16 protein-coding genes are annotated in these 17,004 nt (G+C 33.4%); 9 read left to right on the forward strand and 7 right to left on the reverse strand.

The window, feature by feature from the left end; genetic code table 11:
- Window positions 1-24 precede the first annotated feature (24 nt).
- The 3 genes from C8N41_RS04630 to C8N41_RS04640 all read left to right on the forward strand — a co-directional run bounded on the left by C8N41_RS04630 (window position 25) and on the right by C8N41_RS04640 (window position 3,085).
- Window positions 25-786 (forward strand): exodeoxyribonuclease III, encoded by a 762-nt coding sequence (locus C8N41_RS04630; RefSeq protein WP_115838369.1) that lies wholly within the window; start codon window positions 25-27, stop codon window positions 784-786.
- Between the two features lie 51 nt (window positions 787-837).
- Window positions 838-1,797, forward strand: coding sequence for an OmpA family protein (locus tag C8N41_RS04635; protein WP_115838370.1), 960 nt, complete (start codon window positions 838-840; stop codon window positions 1,795-1,797).
- Window positions 1,798-2,047: 250 nt separating this feature from the next.
- Window positions 2,048-3,085 carry an aldo/keto reductase gene (locus C8N41_RS04640; protein ID WP_092445298.1) on the forward strand — a complete coding sequence of 346 codons (1,038 nt, stop codon included), beginning with the start codon at window positions 2,048-2,050 and terminating at the stop codon, window positions 3,083-3,085.
- A 3-nt stretch (window positions 3,086-3,088) separates the two neighbouring features.
- On the opposite strand, the gene C8N41_RS04645 is transcribed toward C8N41_RS04640, so the two are convergent.
- Both C8N41_RS04645 and C8N41_RS04650 read right to left on the reverse strand, forming a co-directional pair.
- Entirely contained in the window at window positions 3,089-3,559 is a 471-nt protein-coding gene (locus C8N41_RS04645; protein ID WP_115838371.1) for an Lrp/AsnC ligand binding domain-containing protein, read from the reverse strand.
- Between the two features lie 91 nt (window positions 3,560-3,650).
- Window positions 3,651-5,015, reverse strand: coding sequence for a saccharopine dehydrogenase family protein (locus C8N41_RS04650; RefSeq protein WP_115838372.1), 1,365 nt, complete (start codon window positions 5,013-5,015; stop codon window positions 3,651-3,653).
- A 137-nt stretch (window positions 5,016-5,152) separates the two neighbouring features.
- On the opposite strand from C8N41_RS04650, the gene C8N41_RS04655 reads away from it, so the two are divergent.
- Window positions 5,153-5,542, forward strand: coding sequence for a DUF423 domain-containing protein (locus C8N41_RS04655; protein ID WP_115838373.1), 390 nt, complete (start codon window positions 5,153-5,155; stop codon window positions 5,540-5,542).
- A 65-nt stretch (window positions 5,543-5,607) separates the two neighbouring features.
- Window positions 5,608-7,224: a phosphoenolpyruvate carboxykinase (ATP) gene (gene pckA, locus C8N41_RS04660; protein ID WP_115838374.1), complete on the forward strand. Its 1,617-nt coding sequence runs from the start codon at window positions 5,608-5,610 to the stop codon at window positions 7,222-7,224.
- Between the two features lie 132 nt (window positions 7,225-7,356).
- Here pckA and C8N41_RS04665 read toward each other — a convergent pair whose 3' ends face one another.
- Complete coding sequence (locus C8N41_RS04665; protein ID WP_092445289.1) at window positions 7,357-8,106, reverse strand: uroporphyrinogen-III synthase; 750 nt, start codon at window positions 8,104-8,106, stop codon at window positions 7,357-7,359.
- A gap of 17 nt (window positions 8,107-8,123) precedes the next feature.
- A complete protein-coding gene (locus C8N41_RS04670) occupies window positions 8,124-8,774 on the reverse strand; it encodes a DUF4271 domain-containing protein (RefSeq protein WP_092445287.1) in 651 nt (216 codons plus the stop codon).
- A 146-nt stretch (window positions 8,775-8,920) separates the two neighbouring features.
- On the opposite strand from C8N41_RS04670, the gene C8N41_RS04675 reads away from it, so the two are divergent.
- From C8N41_RS04675 to C8N41_RS04685, 3 genes are read left to right on the forward strand one after another with little or no spacing between them, the layout of a single operon-like run.
- Entirely contained in the window at window positions 8,921-9,643 is a 723-nt protein-coding gene (locus tag C8N41_RS04675; protein WP_115838375.1) for a polyprenol monophosphomannose synthase, read from the forward strand.
- Between the two features lie 6 nt (window positions 9,644-9,649).
- On the forward strand, window positions 9,650-10,993 hold the full coding sequence (locus C8N41_RS04680) for a dihydroorotase (protein ID WP_115838376.1): 1,344 nt from the start codon (window positions 9,650-9,652) through the stop codon (window positions 10,991-10,993).
- Window positions 10,983-11,471 carry a DUF4296 domain-containing protein gene (locus C8N41_RS04685; RefSeq protein ID WP_147298930.1) on the forward strand — a complete coding sequence of 163 codons (489 nt, stop codon included), beginning with the start codon at window positions 10,983-10,985 and terminating at the stop codon, window positions 11,469-11,471. Before C8N41_RS04680 ends, C8N41_RS04685 begins: the two co-directional genes overlap by 11 nt.
- Here the strand turns inward: C8N41_RS04685 and C8N41_RS04690 are convergent.
- Window positions 11,455-12,471, reverse strand: a complete 1,017-nt coding sequence (locus tag C8N41_RS04690) for an NAD-dependent epimerase/dehydratase family protein (RefSeq protein ID WP_115838378.1) — start codon at window positions 12,469-12,471, stop codon at window positions 11,455-11,457. The two genes, C8N41_RS04685 and C8N41_RS04690, sit on opposite strands and share 17 nt — an antisense overlap.
- A 164-nt stretch (window positions 12,472-12,635) precedes the next feature.
- Between C8N41_RS04690 and tyrS the strand changes: the two genes are divergently transcribed.
- On the forward strand, window positions 12,636-13,946 hold the full coding sequence (tyrS, locus tag C8N41_RS04695) for a tyrosine--tRNA ligase (protein WP_115838379.1): 1,311 nt from the start codon (window positions 12,636-12,638) through the stop codon (window positions 13,944-13,946).
- 179 nt (window positions 13,947-14,125) lie between these two features.
- On the opposite strand, the gene C8N41_RS04700 is transcribed toward tyrS, so the two are convergent.
- On the reverse strand, window positions 14,126-15,106 hold the full coding sequence (locus C8N41_RS04700; protein WP_115838380.1) for a LuxE/PaaK family acyltransferase: 981 nt from the start codon (window positions 15,104-15,106) through the stop codon (window positions 14,126-14,128).
- A gap of 74 nt (window positions 15,107-15,180) precedes the next feature.
- Window positions 15,181-16,812 carry a T9SS type A sorting domain-containing protein gene (locus C8N41_RS04705; RefSeq protein ID WP_115838381.1) on the reverse strand — a complete coding sequence of 544 codons (1,632 nt, stop codon included), beginning with the start codon at window positions 16,810-16,812 and terminating at the stop codon, window positions 15,181-15,183.
- Window positions 16,813-17,004: the final 192 nt, after the last annotated feature.

Below are 17,004 nucleotides of genomic sequence, written 5' to 3' on the forward strand. Positions count from 1 at the left end.
CATCGGAGTCTATCTGGTATAAATATGAAAATAGTTTCTTACAACGTAAATGGTATTAGAGCGGCCGTAAATAAAGGTTTTGTTGAATGGTTAAAAGCAACAGATCCCGATGTTATTTGTTTGCAAGAAATTAAAGCCATGGAAGAGCAACTCGATTTAAGTTTATTTACAGAAGCGGGTTACAATTTTAATTACTGGTTTAGTGCACAAAAAAAAGGCTATAGCGGAGTTGCAATTCTATGCAAAAAAGAACCCAATCATATAGAATTTGGAACCGGAATAGAGTCTATGGATTTTGAAGGAAGAAATATTAGAGTAGACTATGATGAGGTTTCTATAATGAGTATGTATTTGCCATCTGGTACCAATGATGCCAGATTATCCCATAAGTTTGAATACATGAATTTAATTCAGCAATATTTAACAGAGCTTCAATCTGATAAACAAAATTTAGTGGTCTGTGGAGATTACAATATATGCCATGAAGAAATTGATATTCATAATCCAAAAATGAAAGGTGTATCTGGATTTTTACCAGAAGAACGCGAATGGCTAGGAAAATTTATTGAGAGTGGCTTTATTGATAGTTTTAGGTATTTACATCCTGAGCGTCAAGAATACTCATGGTGGAGTTACAGGGCAAATTCTAGAGCAAATAATAAAGGTTGGCGTTTAGATTATGCCATGGTTAGTACTCCATTACAAGAAAAAATAAAACGTAGCGTTATATTAACTGAAGCCGTGCATAGTGACCATTGTCCAATTATGCTCGAACTCGATTTGTAATTTAAGTATAAAATAAAAATCAATAAATAAACATAAAATAGCCTCAAAATCATGATTAAAAAATTGTCAATTTTAGTAGTAACATTTACACTAATGTCATCGTGTGTATCAAAAAAGATTTACACAGATCTTGAAGATAAATATGCCAATTTAAAACAAGAAAACCGTAGTTTATCTGATGAATTAGAGGCATTGTCTAGTGATAAAACAAAGCTTAGCAATGACCTAGACCAATTGCAAAGTTCTTATGATAAAGCTGTAGTAGAACGCAATAAGCTTCAGGCAGATTATGCTGCTGCAAAATCAAATTTAGAAACGTTAAAAGCTTCCTACAAAGCTTTAGAGGAAAATAGTTCGGCATCCATTGCAAAAAATGCACAGAAAAACAGGGAGCTTTTGGCACAATTAGAAGCTAAAGAACAGGCTTTATCAGTTGAAAACGAGCGTTTAAAAGCTTTAAAACAAGAGTTGGAAAGTCGATCGCAACGTGTAGCAGAATTAGAGAACGTAATTGCTTCAAAGGATGCTGCCATGAACAAATTAAAAGATGCAATTTCTAAAGCCTTAACTAATTTTGAAGGCAAAGGGTTAACTGTAGAGCAACGTAACGGAAAAGTTTATATTTCTATGGAAAACAAATTGTTGTTTGAATCTGGAAGTTGGTATGTAGGCGCTCAAGGAAAACAAGCCGTAAGACAATTAGGTAGTGTGTTGGCAGAAAATCCAGAAATCTCGGTGTTAATTGAAGGGCATACAGATAATGTGCCTTATAAAGGTAACGCACAACTAAGTGGTAATTGGGATTTATCGGCAAAGCGTGCCACGGCTATTGTAAATATTCTTAGAGAAAATGACGCTATTAATCCTGAGAATTTAACCGCTGCAGGTCGTGGAGAATTTGCGCCAATTGCTACCAATGATACAGCAGACGGAAGAGCTAAAAATAGACGTATTGAAGTCATTTTAACACCGAAGTTAGATGAGATTTCTAAGCTATTAAACGAAATATAAATTGGAACGTCATTAGATATGAAGCTTTGTTCCTCGATGTCATAATTTGAGGAAGAGTAATGTTTTCATTTAATGGGAACTCCACACCCTTCATCGATGTGGTGACAAATTAAATTTTTTAGACCTCGCTGATTCTAAAAACATGTGAGGTCTTCTTATATGTACACTTAGGTTAAGCATAGTCCAAACCTAATAATTTAGAAACTAAATATTGAACTAAAAACTGGTTCTCGTTTTAACAGTAAATACTATGAAATATACCACATTACCAAATACAGATATAAACGTTAGTAAAATATGCTTAGGCACCATGACTTGGGGGAACCAAAATACCCAAGAAGAAGGTTTTGCACAAATGGATTATGCTTTAGATAAAGGAGTTAATTTCTTTGATACTGCTGAGTTATATCCGGTTCCAGCAAGAAAAGAAACCTATGCAGAAACTGAACGCATCATTGGTAATTGGTTTGCAAAAACCGGAAATAGAGATAAGGTCGTATTGGGTTCTAAAATAGCTGGAACAGGAGATTATACTGCTCATATTAGAACTAATGGGTTTAGTAAAGAAGCGCTAAACAATGCTGTAAATGATAGCTTAAAACGGTTACAAACCGATTACATAGATTTATATCAACTACACTGGCCAGAGCGTAAAACCAACACGTTTGGTGTTAGAGATTATAAGTATAATACAGACGACCAGTGGGAAGATAATTTTAATGAGATTCTTTATAATTTAGATGAAATCATTAAAACAGGAAAAATAAGGCAAATTGGAATTTCTAATGAAAAAGCGTGGGGAACCATGCGCTATATGGAAGCGTCTAAACAACATGATTTGCCACGTATGTGTACCATTCAAAATGCCTATTCATTAATTAACAGAGTCTTTGAAGGTGATTTGGCAGAGGTAGCGCACCGGGAAAACATAGGCTTATTGGCTTATTCGCCATTAGCATTTGGTGTATTATCTGGTAAATATATTAAAGGAACAGCTGAGAAAAACGCTAGACTGAATATGTTTTCACATTTTTCGAGATATAGTAGTGAAAATGCAACCCAAGCAGCGAAGCGTTATTTAAAAATAGCTGAAGATCATAATATGTCTTTAGCGCAAATGTCCTTAGCATTTATTAACGAAAGGCCGTTTGTAACCAGTAATATAATAGGTGCAACGAATCTAAAACAATTAGAAGAAAATATAGAGAGTATTAATGTGTCGTTATCCGATGAGATTATAGAAGCTATTAATACTGTACATGCAGATATTCCTAATCCTGCACCATAAGGATTAAATTTTAATTTGTCTATTAATTTGTTCTTGAAGCGAAATAAATGTTTCTGTTCTAGAAACTCCTTTGATGCTTTGTATTTCAGAATTGAGCACATGCATTAGATGCTCATTGTTCTTAGATAGTATTTTAATGAAGATAGACCAGTTGCCTGTGGTGTAATGACATTCAATCACCTCTGGGATTTTTTTCAATTGCTTTACCGCTTCAGGATTACTAATGGCTTTGTCGAGATATACTCCCACAAAAGCCATGGTGGTATACCCTAAAGCTTTTGGATTAATAATAAACTTAGATCCTGCTAAAAGTCCAGATTTTTCAAGTTTTTTAAGACGTTGATGTATGGCAGCGCCAGAAATTCCAACATTTCTCGCAATTTCTAGGATTGGTGTTCTTGCATCGTGCATTAAAGCGCGTAGTATTTTTTTATCAATACCATCGATGTAAATTCCGTTGTCATTAATCTTCATGAGTCAAAAATCTTATAAATTGAAAGTTAAAGATAGAAAAAGCGTTTCAAAATGAAACGCTTTAATGTGTTAATCTATATAAATGACGCTTTTAGATGTTTAAAGTATTATACCCCAAATAAGGAACTTCATATTCTTTAAATACAACATCATACGCCTCTAACTCTTTTAAAATCGGAGTGTACACTTCTTTTGTGATAGGAATTTGAACTCCTGGTGTTTTAATTTTTCCGTTTAGAATGGCTAAAGTGGCAATGGCAACAGGCAAACCTACTGTTTTAGACATAGCTGTATAAGTTTGGTCTTTGCCTAAAGTGACCATTGTGGCATCGATTTGATGTTTTTTGCCCTCTAATTCGTATCCAAATTTATGATACATTACAATCATATCTTTATCGTCTGGATCTAAAGTCCAGCTGTCCATTAAGATTTTCTGAAGAATTTGAGCTGGTGTAGCTTGATTTAATTCTACCATTTTTTCAGAACTAAATATATCGAGTTCCATAAATTTATCCCAAACAATATCATCTTGATCTATTTTAAGGGCATGTCTAAATTTAAGCTCAACAGAATCCGTTGGACTGTATGGTAAAAAAGAATTCACAAAATCACGATAGCTCATATTCGCACTGTCTTCTATAGTGTAACTATCATCCGTCATTCCAAGTTGAACAAAGACATTCCAAGCTCTACTAAATCCAACACGCCTAATAGTACCTCTATAAAGTGTTTTAATATGTTCTAATCCATAAACCTCTTGGTATTTTAAGGAATCTCTATTGGCATAACCTTCAAAACGGCCATACCCTTCCACATCTAAAAATTCTGTTCTTCTAAATAAGCGATTATATGGTATGTATTTAAATTTATTTTCTTGTAAGAACTTGGCTGCTCCACCTTGTCCGGCAACAACAACATTTCTTGGGTTCCATGTAAATTTATAATTCCAAAGATTATTATCACTTTCGGGTGCTACCAAACCACCTGTAAAGGATTCAAATAATATTATTTTACCACCTTTGTCTCTAATGCGGTCAATGACGTGCATAGCACTCATATGGTCAATTCCAGGATCCACACCAATTTCGTTCATAAAAATAAGGTTGTTGGCTTTGGCATCTTCGTCTAAAGCATGCATCTCTTTACTAACATAAGATGCGGTCACCATATTCTTTTTATAAGTAATACAGTCTTTAGCAACTTCGATATGAAAACGAGCAGGTAACATTGAGACCACAATATCAGCATTTTTAACAGCAGCAATGCGAGACTCTGAGTTAAAGACGTCTAAATGTATAACTTCTGTGTTAGGGTGGTCTCCAACCAGTTTTTTTGCATTGTCTACGTTAAGATCTCCAATGGTAATATGAAGCTTTTCGGTTTTTGAATGATCGAGTAAATATTTTATAAGATATGAGCAAGATTTTCCTGCTCCAATAATTAATATGTTTCGCATAATGACTTTATATAACTAATTTTGTATTGAATTTATGTAAACATTTTAGTATTAGATGATTGAAGGTATTTACAAAAATTCTTTGTACGAATGTAACAAATACATGATGCATTAGAAACCGAATTAACGTTTTAATTATGGATAAAAAGCTATTAGTTGCTGGATCAATTTTAGGAATTTTAGGAATTATTTTGGGTGCATTTGCAGCCCATGGTTTAGAGAAATTGGTAGATGCCAATGCTATTAAATCGTTTGAAACAGGTGTCCGTTACCAACTGTATCATGGTTTTTTTCTATTAATTCTTGGTGGTACATCATTTGTGAATTTAAAAATGAAGAATATCATCTTTTATTTGGTACTGGCAGGTGTTTTATGTTTCTCTGGGTCTATATATGGATTGGCCACAAATAACTTGTCGAGCTTCGATTTTAAGACCATAGCCATGATTACTCCTCTGGGAGGTCTCTTGTTAATTATAGCTTGGGTGGTTATGTTAATTGGTATTCTAAGAAAACAGAAGGATTAATAGCGATCTACAAGGCTGTTTCAAAATAATATTTTAATTTTGCGGCACTAAACAACACTAATAATATGGCAAATCATTCCCAATTAACGAAAACGATTTCGTTAGATCAATATGGAATTAAAAATGCAAAAGTTAATTATCAATTATCTTCAGAGGAATTACACAACGAGACCATTGCAAAAGGTCAGGGTGTGGAAGCCTCAACAGGTGCTTTAGCTGTTAACACAGGTGAATTTACGGGTCGCTCTCCTATGGATCGATTTATTGTGAAAGATGATATTACCAAAGATAAAATTTGGTGGGGAGATATTAACATTGCATTCGACAGTGATAAATTTCAAAAACTTTATGATAAAGTCGTTGAGTATTTATCTGACAGAGAAGTTTATGTACGAGATAGTTATGCTTGTGCAGATGAGGACTACAAATTAAATATTAGAGTCATTAATGAGTATCCTTGGAGTAATATGTTTGCGTATAACATGTTTTTACGTCCAACAGAATCTGAATTAGACACGTTTTCGCCAGAATGGACCGTGGTAAATGCTCCGGGTTTTATGGCAGATCCTGAAGTAGATGGCACACGTCAGCACAATTTTGCGATCTTAGATTTTACCCGTAAAATTGCTTTAATTGGAGGAACAGGTTATACAGGTGAAATTAAAAAAGGTATCTTCTCTGCTTTAAACTTTATACTTCCTGTGTATAAAAATACCTTGCCAATGCATTGTAGTGCTAATGTTGGTAAGAATGATGATACTGCTATTTTCTTTGGACTTTCCGGAACAGGTAAAACAACCCTTTCTACAGATCCTAACCGTAGCCTTATTGGTGATGATGAACACGGTTGGACCAATGAAAATACCGTTTTTAATTTTGAAGGAGGTTGCTATGCTAAGGTTATTAATTTGTCTGAAGAACAAGAACCAGAAATTTTTGGTGCGATTAAAAAAGGAGCTATTCTTGAAAATGTAATTATGGATGATAAAGGCAACGTGGATTTTGCTGACACATCGATTACACAAAACACTAGAGTGAGTTACCCAATTTACCATATAGATAATATTAGAAAACCTTCCATAGGAAAAAATCCTAAAAATATATTCTTCTTAACCGCTGATGCTTTTGGTGTGTTGCCTCCAATTTCTAAATTGACTCCAAGTCAGGCAGCTTATCATTTTATTTCTGGTTATACGGCTAAGGTAGCAGGTACAGAAGCAGGTGTAGTAGAACCTGTACCAAGTTTTTCAGCTTGTTTTGGTGCACCTTTTATGCCATTACATCCCACGGAATATGCTGCAATGTTAAGTAAAAAGATGAAAGATGCTGGTGTCAATGTTTGGTTGGTTAATACAGGTTGGACAGGTGGCCCTTATGGAGTTGGTACGCGTATGAAATTAAAATACACACGTGCTATGATTAATGCAGCTTTAAATGGTGATTTACAAGATTACACTTACGAAGATTATCATATACATTCTGTATTTGGTGTAGCACAACCAAGAACATGTCCTGGAGTACCAACTGATGTGTTGAGTCCAAGAACAACTTGGAATAATGATGAGGCCTATTATAAAATGGCTTTTAAATTATCTAATGCATTTAGAGAAAACTTTAAAAAGTTTGAATCTTACGCTTCAGAAGAAGTGAGACGTGGAGGCCCACAGCGTTATGCATTTTAGATCTTAATTCTTATAAACTAAAAAAGCGATTCTAATTTTAGAATCGCTTTTTTTTTATGGTTAAATACAATCAAAAAAAAATCCCAACTATAAATTTAATTGGGATTTTTACAATATATTTTTAAAAAAGAATTACTTCCCCTTATTCACAGCATCAATATACTTCTGTAATGCCATGGTCATAGATGGAGTTTCAGGTGTTGGTGCCGAAATATCTACACGCAATCCTTTTTCTTTTACTGCTTTTACTGTTGTATTACCAAAGACAGCAATACGCGTTTCGTTTTGCTTAAAATCTGGAAAATTATGGAATAAAGATTCTATACCAGACGGACTAAAGAACACTAAGATATCATAAGTAACATTAGATAAATCAGATAAATCACTGATAACCGTTTTATAAAATGTGGCTTGTTTCCAGTTAACTCCTAAATTATCTAATAATTCAGGTATAATAGGTTTAACTTTATCTGTAGTTGGTAATAAAAATGATTCGTCCTTATATTTTTTAATTAAAGGCATTAAATCCTCAAATGTACGTTTCCCAACATATATTTTACGTTTTCTATACACCACATACTTCTGTAAATAATAAGCTACTGCTTCAGACTGGCAGAAATACTTCATAGAATCTGGTACTTTAAAACGCATTTCATCTGCGACTCTAAAAAAGTGATCTACTGAATTTCTACTTGTTAGTATAATGGCTGTATATTTACTAAGATCAACTTTTTGTTGTCTTACATCTTTAGAGGACACACCTTCAACGTGTATAAACGGTCTAAAGTCTACTTTTACTTTTTGCTTTTCTTGCAAATCAAAGTATGGGGAGTTCTCTATTTTAGGCTCTGGTTGTGACACTAAAATTGTTTTCACTTTCATACGTAAACTTGGTATTTTTAAACGTTATATTCTCTAATTACCTTAAATAAAAGTACATAAGGGCCAATTTCGAGAGCGCAAAGATACAATAAAAAATAGAAAAAATTTGGATTAATTAACTTTTGATGGGTTTTAAATGAAGTTAAAAATCCAATAGCATTTATAAGACAAACAATGACAACCGCTGAGATGATAACTATATCCATACTTACGTCGGTGTAGAGCAGAAATAAATTGGCGATTAAAAAGATAATACCAGAAAAATTTTTAAAGGTCGTTTTTTGAAATAAATAGTCGTCAATTAAGCTATCCATTTCAAATAAGCTGCCAATTAAGCGTTCTAAAAGTGTTTTAATAATAAGTATGGTAGAAACCGCAAATAGTAATTTTAAAAATGAAATAAGTTCAAAATCAATAGTGTTTACAAACGTTTTATAAGCAAAAAATAGGAAGGTACTTAGCGAAAGGGATAAATTTATAAATAGAAAACTATCAAATTGATCTATAAATTTTTGATCTTTAACATATAGTTTTAGGTATTTTGAATTGCCTATAACATATAAGAAATCTTTAAACCGAAGCGTATTTAAATATTTTGCAATCACGACCGAAAACAATCCTACGATTGTAAAAATAGTAAACCACTCGTGAGTAATATAATTTCGCATGCTGCTAAATTATAAAAAAATGAGTTGACTATTATAAGACCTATTCATATCTATCAAAAAAGTTAATTCTGAGATTTAATCCATTAAAAACTCTATTTTTGTTCAAATTATAGAAGTCACTCCGAAGAGTGTTTAAAAGTGAGTTAATGTCGGACGCTATTGTAATAATCCCTACCTATAATGAGATTGAGAATGTAGAATCAATCATCAGAGCTGTATTTGCACAGCAGAAGGACTTTAATGTACTTATTGTTGATGACAACTCGCCAGATAAAACTGCAGATACCGTAAAATGTTTACAAGAAGAATTTAAAAATCGCTTATTTTTATTAGAACGAACAGAGAAAAGTGGTTTAGGAACGGCTTATATTGCAGGATTTGAATGGGCTCTAGAAAATTCATATCAATATATTTTTGAAATGGATGCCGATTTTTCACATAACCCTGATGATCTTATTAGATTATATGAAGCCTGTGCTAAAAACGGTGCAGATGTTGCAGTAGGATCGCGATACGTTAAAGGAATAACCGTAGTAAACTGGCCATTGTCTCGTATTCTCTTATCTTATGGAGCATCGTGTTATGTAAGGTTAATAACACGGATGAAAGTTAAAGATTCAACAGCAGGTTTTATATGCTATAGAAGAGAAGTATTAGAAACCATTAATCTTAAAAAAATAAAATTTGTAGGCTATGCATTTCAAATTGAAATGAAATTTAAGGCCCACAAAAAACAATTTAAAATCGTAGAAATACCAGTTATTTTTAAGGATAGAATAAAAGGAAAATCTAAAATGAGTGGAGGTATTATTACCGAAGCTATATTTGGAGTTATTAGTTTAAAAATTAAAAGCTTATTTACTAAGTAAATATATATGAAGCGAAATACCCTCATAAAAAACGCAAGAATAGTCAACGAAGGAAAAATCATTGAAGGAGATATTTTTATCGAAGACCAGATTATTAAAGAAATTGAAACGTCTATTAGCGTGAAATCTGCCGACATTAATGTCATTGATGCAGAAGGCAAGTATGTGTTTCCTGGTATGATCGATGATCAGGTGCATTTTAGAGAACCAGGATTAACACATAAAGCAAATATTGAATCGGAATCTAAAGCCGCTATTGCAGGAGGAATTACTTCCTTTATTGAGATGCCTAATACCAACCCTCAGACTACAACAGTAGAAAAGTTAGAAGATAAATTTGCTATCGCTGCAGCCTCATCTTATGCTAATTATTCGTTTATGTTTGGTGGTACCAATGATAATTTAGAAGAAATCTTAAAAGTAGATCCTAAAACCGTAGCAGGTTTAAAATTATTTTTAGGGTCTTCTACTGGAAATATGCTTGTTGATGATCCTAAGGTAATCGAAAAAATATTCTCTAGTACTGATATGGTGATTTCTGTACACTGTGAAGACGAAGCTACTATAAAGGCCAATTTGGCAAAGTATAAGGCAGAATACGGAGATGATATTCCTATGGAAATGCATCCAATAATCCGAAGTGAAGAGGCATGTTACATGTCGTCTTCAAAAGCTATTGAACTGGCAAAGAAAACAGGAGCGAGATTGCACGTATTTCATTTATCCACAGGAAAAGAAACAAAATTATTTTCTAATAAAATTCCTTTAAAAGATAAAAAGATCACTGCAGAGGTTTGTGTACACCATTTATGGTTTTCTGATGAGGATTATGCTAAAAAAGGAAGTCATATTAAATGGAATCCTGCAGTAAAAACATCAAAAGATAGAGATCAACTTTGGAAGGCATTGTTAGATGATAGAATCGATGTTATTGCAACAGACCATGCACCACATACACTAGAAGAAAAAAATAATAACTATACTAACGCACCTTCTGGCGGACCTTTGGTACAACATGCTTTAGTAGCTTTAATGGAAGCACATCATCAGGGAAAGATTTCTGTAGAGAAGATTGTAGAAAAGGCATGTCATAATCCTGCTATTTTATTTAATGTAGAAAAACGAGGTTACATTAAGGAAGGCTATTTTGCGGATTTGGTTATTATAGACCCTCAAAGTCCATGGACGGTTAATAAAAGTAATATTCTTTATAAATGTGCTTGGTCTCCGTTTGAAGGAAACACCTTTAAAAGCAGAATTACTCATACTTTTGTTAACGGACAATTAGTATATAACAATTTTAATGTTTTAGACGTTAAAGCAGGACAACGATTAACTTTTGATAGATAAGATGTTAAAGCGATTTAGTATTATATTAGTATTGGGTATTCTCATTTTGGCCTGCAATGGTTTGCAACGGCCTAAAAAGCCAGATCACCTAATATCAAAATCTAAAATGACGGATTTGTTATACGATTTATACGTGCTAAATGCAGCTAAAGGAGTCAATAGACTTACATTAGAAAAAAATAATCTAGACCCAGAAATTTATATTTTAAAAAAGTACAATATTGATAGTGCACAGTTTGCGGAAAGTAATAATTATTATGCTTTTGATACCGAAACGTATAAGGAAATTGTAGATGAGGTAAAGGAGCGACTAGAGTCTGAAAAGGAGTATTTTGAAGCCATAAGAGATAAGGAGACAGATTCCATAAAAAAACGCAGAGATTCTATTTCTAAAAAGCAAAAAACACCAATAGAAGCTGTTAATATTATTAAAGATTCGGTAGCTTTAAAAAATAGGAAGTCTATAAATGATCTTTAAGAAATAAATTGCTAACCTCTTCTATACTTTTATCGACAGGTTTAAATTTAAAATTGAGGTGAGCTTGTATTTTTGAAGTATTATAATAAGTGATGCTCGTGGCAGATTTTGCTGCTTGTTTAGCTAAACTTCGACGTTTACCAAATAGCTTATGCTTTAGCCAATCTAATCTCCAAGCTATCTCTAATAGCCAAGGTTTTGCTACTTTTCTCGGCGCTTTTACATCTAATTGTTGTGCTGTATGACTTAAAAAAGTTTTAAAACTTAAATTCTCGGATACTAAAATAAAACCTTCATTTGTAATATTGCTATTCATAAGTCGTTCCATGGCATTTACCACATCCCAAACATCTACATAACCAGTGACTCCCGTGGTGTAATATGGAAAACCATTATAAATTCGTTTAAATAAACTACCGCTACTTCCACCATTCCAATAACCAGCTCCTAAAATAATACCTGGGTTTACAATTACAGCATCTAAACCCTCTTGCGTAGCTCTCCAAACTTCGAGTTCTGCTCCATATTTGGTAATAGCATATACGCTATTGTCATCCTCAGGGTTCCAATCGGTTTGTTCGTCTATCAACTGTTCTGGATTATTATGATGACCAATAGCAGCAATAGTACTTACATAACACAACTTCTTTATTTGATGACTAATTGATAGGTTAACAATATTAGCGGTGCCTTCAATATTAATTTTTCGTAATACTCTATATTTATCAGGTTCAAAAGAGACAAATGCTGCACAGTGATACACATGTGTAATATCTTTAAAAGCATCTTGAAGTTTTGGTACATTATTTACATCAGCTTCAACCCATTCTATACTATTAAACAGGCTTTCAGCATTGTCTGAAAAATATGAAAAAACATGTTTAACCCGAGAAAGTGTCTCTTCTCGTCTATATGTTGCGCGTATACGGTTATTACTTTTTAAAAGTTGAAAAAGTAAATGCGAACCTACCAAACCTGTACCTCCTGTGACTAGAATCATTGTGTAAAGTTACGCTTTTTTAATCCCTTTTTAAAATGCGAATTTCCTTTTTGATACCTTTTAGGAGCTTAAAAATTGTGTGTGCTAAATTGAGTTAAAATTGTCTTTTCTCTTTAACGGTGGAAACTTATCTTTGCGCAAATCAATTTGAAACTAAAAAAGCAATGGCAAATAAGTTTGTAGAAGAATTACGTTGGAGAGGAATGGTACACGATATCATGCCTGGAACAGAAGAGCAACTAGATAATGAAATGACTACTGCCTATATTGGTTTCGATCCTACCTCAGATTCCTTACACATTGGTAGCTTAGTACCTATAATATTATTGGTTCATTTAGAAAAAGCGGGTCATAAACCGATTGCTTTAGTTGGTGGAGCAACTGGCATGATAGGTGATCCATCTGGAAAAAGTGATGAACGTAACCTTTTAAACGAAGAAGCTTTAGCACACAACGTAGCAGGAATAAAACGTGTGTTATCTCGATTTTTAGATTTTAATTCTACAACTAAAAATGCACCTGTTTTAGTAAATAACTATGACTGGATGAAAACGTTTAGTTTTATCGATTTTGCTAGAGATGTAGGGAAACGTATTACTGTAAATTACATGATGGCTAAAGATTCTGTAAAGAAACGTCTTAGTGGAGATGAAGGTAGCGTTGGCATGTCGTTTACGGAATTTACATACCAATTAATACAAGGTTATGATTTTCATCATTTGTATAAAACTATGGGTTGTAAATTACAAATGGGTGGCAGTGACCAATGGGGAAATATTACTACCGGAACCGAATTGGTAAGACGTATGCACGATGGTGAAGACCAAGCCAAGGCCTATGCAATGACTTGCCCATTAATTACCAAAGCTGATGGCTCTAAATTTGGAAAGTCTGAAGGTGGAAATGTTTGGCTAGATGCAGATAAAACATCAGTTTATAAATTTTATCAGTTCTGGTTAAATTCTACAGATGAAGATGCTGAGAAGTATATTAAAATATTTACATTTTTAGATAGAGAAACTATTGAAGCCTTAATTGCTGAACATAAAGAAACACCTCATTTAAGGTTATTACAAAAACGTTTAGCAGAAGAAGTTACTGTTTTTGTACATAGTAAAGAGGATTATGATAATGCGGTAAAAGCGTCTCAAATATTGTTTAGTAAAGATTTTAAAAATGAAATAAAACAACTCTCCGAATCTTTATTTTTAGATGTTTTTGAAGGTGTAAAACACGCTGAAATTTCAGAAGCTGAATTTAATGAAGGTATAGATATGATAGGTGCTTTAGCTGCAAAAACAAGTTTCTTAAGCTCTAATGGTGATGCTAGACGTGCGCTGAAGGAAAATGCGGTATCGGTTAATAAGGAAAAAGTTAAGGAAGATTATAAATTGTCTTCAGAAGATCTTATTCACGATAAATATATTATTCTTAGTAGAGGGAAGAAAACAAACTTTATTTTAGAGATTGTTTAAGACTTATTTCCTGTAAAATGTAAAGACCTGCTATCGATCGATTAAAGATAACAGGTCTTTTTTTATGACATAAAAAAAGTGCCCAAAATTTCTTCTGAGCACTTAATAACCAATCAATCAACTATTTGAAAATCTTACTTTTTCATAGCTATTATTAAGTCGAGAGTTATTTTAATTCCTTACAAAGCCATTAAATTACATCCTCTAATATCAGAATTATCGAATCTGCCAATGATTTCAAATTCACCATGATTATTAACTTTTCCCAAATCTTGAGTTGCAATAAATGCACAAGAATTAAGATTGGCTAAATCAATAACATTAATACCTCCTGTTTTATTGGCCGTTTGAATGGTGAGAGCATCTTCAGTATCGCGTGTTAATACTTTCATCCATGGTGGACATTGAAATATCCCATTACCTTGGGAATACGCCTGACTTAAAAGTTCGGTCATGCCATATTCACTATGAATTTCGTGGACACCAAATCCTGCTTTAAGCGTTTGATGTAATTCTTGCCTTATCATTTCTTTTCGTCGGCCTTTCATCCCTCCCGTTTCCATTACTACGGTATGTTTTAAATTGAGTTGAAATTTTTCAACAACGTCTAATAGTGCAAAAGACACTCCGATAAGTAGTGTTTTTTGCTGTTTCACCTCTAGTGACTTTAGAGTGTTCACTAATTCATTATGATTATTGAGGTAAAATCCGCTTTCGGCTTGTTTGGATTTTTCAATTAAATCATTTACCATATATATAAGCGATGAGCCATCGCGCTCTAAATAAGATGGTAGTAAGGCTAGTACTACGTAGTCTTCAATATTACCGTAAAAGTGCCTAAATGCTTTTAGGTAGCTCTCTTCGTATAGGTTTAAGTCTGTAAGCAAATGTTTACTTGTAATACTTCCGGTGGTGCCAGAACTGGTAAATGTTTTTTCTATTGGTAAATTAGAACTTAAAACTTTACGAGATTTAAAAAACTGAATTGGAAGAAACGGAATGTCCGATACGCGTTTTATATCGGATGGATGCTTGTAAAGTAAGTCGCAAAACGAACGATAGACTTTATTATGTTTAAATTGAAATTTAAAAACATCCAAGGCTATAGCATCAAATTCTGCATTAGATTTTATATTAAAAATGGCGTCTTTAGATATCATTCTGCAAAAATATGAAAATAAAAAAGCGTCTCGATAATTTTCGAGACGCTTTTAAAAAGTATTAAACCTTATGCTTACTTAATCACTAATTTCTTAGTTGTAGAAGCATTGTTCTGAGTAATTTTCACGATGTAAACACCAGACTTTAAGTTAGCAACATTTAGCGTGTTGTTAGTTAATGTTTGGTTTTTAACTTGCTTACCTAAGATATCAAATACTTGAACAGAGATAGCTTCGCTATTTGTAGAAGAGATTGAAACAGACCCAGTATTTGTTGGGTTAGGATATAAGCTAAAAGTGTTAGCGTTAAAATCTGTAACACTTAATGGTGCAGCGATATCAGTAGTGTATCTTGGGAAAATTTGATAATCGTCATTAAATTGTCCACCTAAACCAGTAATACTTACAGCAGTTGTAGGTATAGCAGTACCAATTAAATCTTCATCGCCAAAAGCAACTCTACAAATTGTAGTTTCACCTCCGTTAGATACGTTGTAGTTTGTGTTATCCGCAAACGTACCAGCATCAGCAAATGTTGCACTGTTAATAGTGATTAATCTACTTTCGTAGTCTTCACCATTATTTAAAAGATCAGAAACGCTTACAACGATTGGTGTTACAGTATTTCCTGTAGAAGAAGCAGATGCTACATTCTGACTAGGAACAAATTGAAGTGTTCCGGCAAATTCAGTAAGCTGTCCTTTTAATCCAGTGATACCATCGCCATTATTAAACGGAGTGCTTAATAAGCCAGCTGAATCGTCAATTAAGATTCCTGCTCCACCATCTTGAATGTATTTTTGGTTTCTAGTGCCATCTGTAACAATATAAGTTATAATAGCTTCACCTGTTAATTCAAAAGTTTCACCAAGTGTACCGGCTCTTAATTCAGTAATGTTGGCTACTTGGTTAAGTGATCCTACACTAAATGTAATCATATCAGAGTCTATAGTTGTACCTCCGTCAATTAAATCAACTGTAACTTCATAAGTTTCACCATCTGCTGTAGGTACTGTAAAAGGACTTGTTGCATTCACATTCGGAGTGCCATTTACTGTTACAGTAATACTTTCGCTACCAGATAAATTAACCGTAGAGAACTCAACATCTACTGAAGTTGTACCAGGTGCAAAACTAGAGTTGTTAGAAGGGCTTAAAATACTAATAGAAGGAGTTGTAACTACTTGTTGTACAAATGAGAAATCATCCCAATAAACAACAGCAGAACCGTATGATCTTACTTCGAAATAAAATTCATTTACACCTGCAGGAGCAGTTAATACAACAGAATATTCTGTCCAAACATTTCCATTATTATCAAAGTATCCTGTTTCGCCAACACCTTGCAAAACATCTGCATCAGTATCGTGATCTACAGTACCATCTGTTGACCATTTTGACCAAATTCTGGCATCTGTACCATCACCAGATTCAACTTTGTACCACATAGAAAGAGTGTACGTATTTCCTGGAGTAATACCAGAAATAGTTTGTGACAAATCTTTTGTGCCATCAGCAGTGTGTTTTACAGAGTAATCACCACCATGCGTCTCAGAAGATTCTTGGTCTACGTTTTCCGCTTTAGTCCATCCTGTTGGATTATTAGCGTCATCCCATGACTCAAAAGTACCATTCACTATTAGGTCTTGTCCAAAAGAGAACGAAGCCACTAGTAAAGTAAATAATAAAAAGTAAATTTTTTTCATAATTTGAATTGTATAAAAAGTTAGACACAAATATAATAACAAATAGTGAGTTTTAAGAATGAGTTTAGTTAATACTTATCATTTTACAATATGTTAACACGGTAAATGTCAGGTGGTTCTAAGGCTCAATTATTTATGTTTTCAATGTTAGGGAATTGTTATCAATTTCATATTTATAAGCAGGTGACATAG

The organism is Winogradskyella sediminis, from assembly GCF_003387355.1.
Classification (GTDB): domain Bacteria; phylum Bacteroidota; class Bacteroidia; order Flavobacteriales; family Flavobacteriaceae; genus Winogradskyella; species Winogradskyella sediminis.

Bases quoted from the DNA above. Each gene is read 5' to 3' on its own strand.
- C8N41_RS04630 (WP_115838369.1), top strand. From the start codon at position 25: ATGAAAATAGTTTCTTACAACGTAAATGGTATTAGAGCGGCCGTAAAT.
- C8N41_RS04635 (WP_115838370.1), top strand. From the start codon at position 838: ATGATTAAAAAATTGTCAATTTTAGTAGTAACATTTACACTAATGTCA.
- C8N41_RS04640 (WP_092445298.1), top strand. From the start codon at position 2,048: ATGAAATATACCACATTACCAAATACAGATATAAACGTTAGTAAAATA.
- C8N41_RS04645 (WP_115838371.1), bottom strand. From the start codon at position 3,559: ATGAAGATTAATGACAACGGAATTTACATCGATGGTATTGATAAAAAA.
- C8N41_RS04650 (WP_115838372.1), bottom strand. From the start codon at position 5,015: ATGCGAAACATATTAATTATTGGAGCAGGAAAATCTTGCTCATATCTT.
- C8N41_RS04655 (WP_115838373.1), top strand. From the start codon at position 5,153: ATGGATAAAAAGCTATTAGTTGCTGGATCAATTTTAGGAATTTTAGGA.
- pckA (WP_115838374.1), top strand. From the start codon at position 5,608: ATGGCAAATCATTCCCAATTAACGAAAACGATTTCGTTAGATCAATAT.
- C8N41_RS04665 (WP_092445289.1), bottom strand. From the start codon at position 8,106: ATGAAAGTGAAAACAATTTTAGTGTCACAACCAGAGCCTAAAATAGAG.
- C8N41_RS04670 (WP_092445287.1), bottom strand. From the start codon at position 8,774: ATGCGAAATTATATTACTCACGAGTGGTTTACTATTTTTACAATCGTA.
- C8N41_RS04675 (WP_115838375.1), top strand. From the start codon at position 8,921: ATGTCGGACGCTATTGTAATAATCCCTACCTATAATGAGATTGAGAAT.
- C8N41_RS04680 (WP_115838376.1), top strand. From the start codon at position 9,650: ATGAAGCGAAATACCCTCATAAAAAACGCAAGAATAGTCAACGAAGGA.
- C8N41_RS04690 (WP_115838378.1), bottom strand. From the start codon at position 12,471: ATGATTCTAGTCACAGGAGGTACAGGTTTGGTAGGTTCGCATTTACTT.
- tyrS (WP_115838379.1), top strand. From the start codon at position 12,636: ATGGCAAATAAGTTTGTAGAAGAATTACGTTGGAGAGGAATGGTACAC.
- C8N41_RS04700 (WP_115838380.1), bottom strand. From the start codon at position 15,106: ATGATATCTAAAGACGCCATTTTTAATATAAAATCTAATGCAGAATTT.
- C8N41_RS04705 (WP_115838381.1), bottom strand. From the start codon at position 16,812: ATGAAAAAAATTTACTTTTTATTATTTACTTTACTAGTGGCTTCGTTC.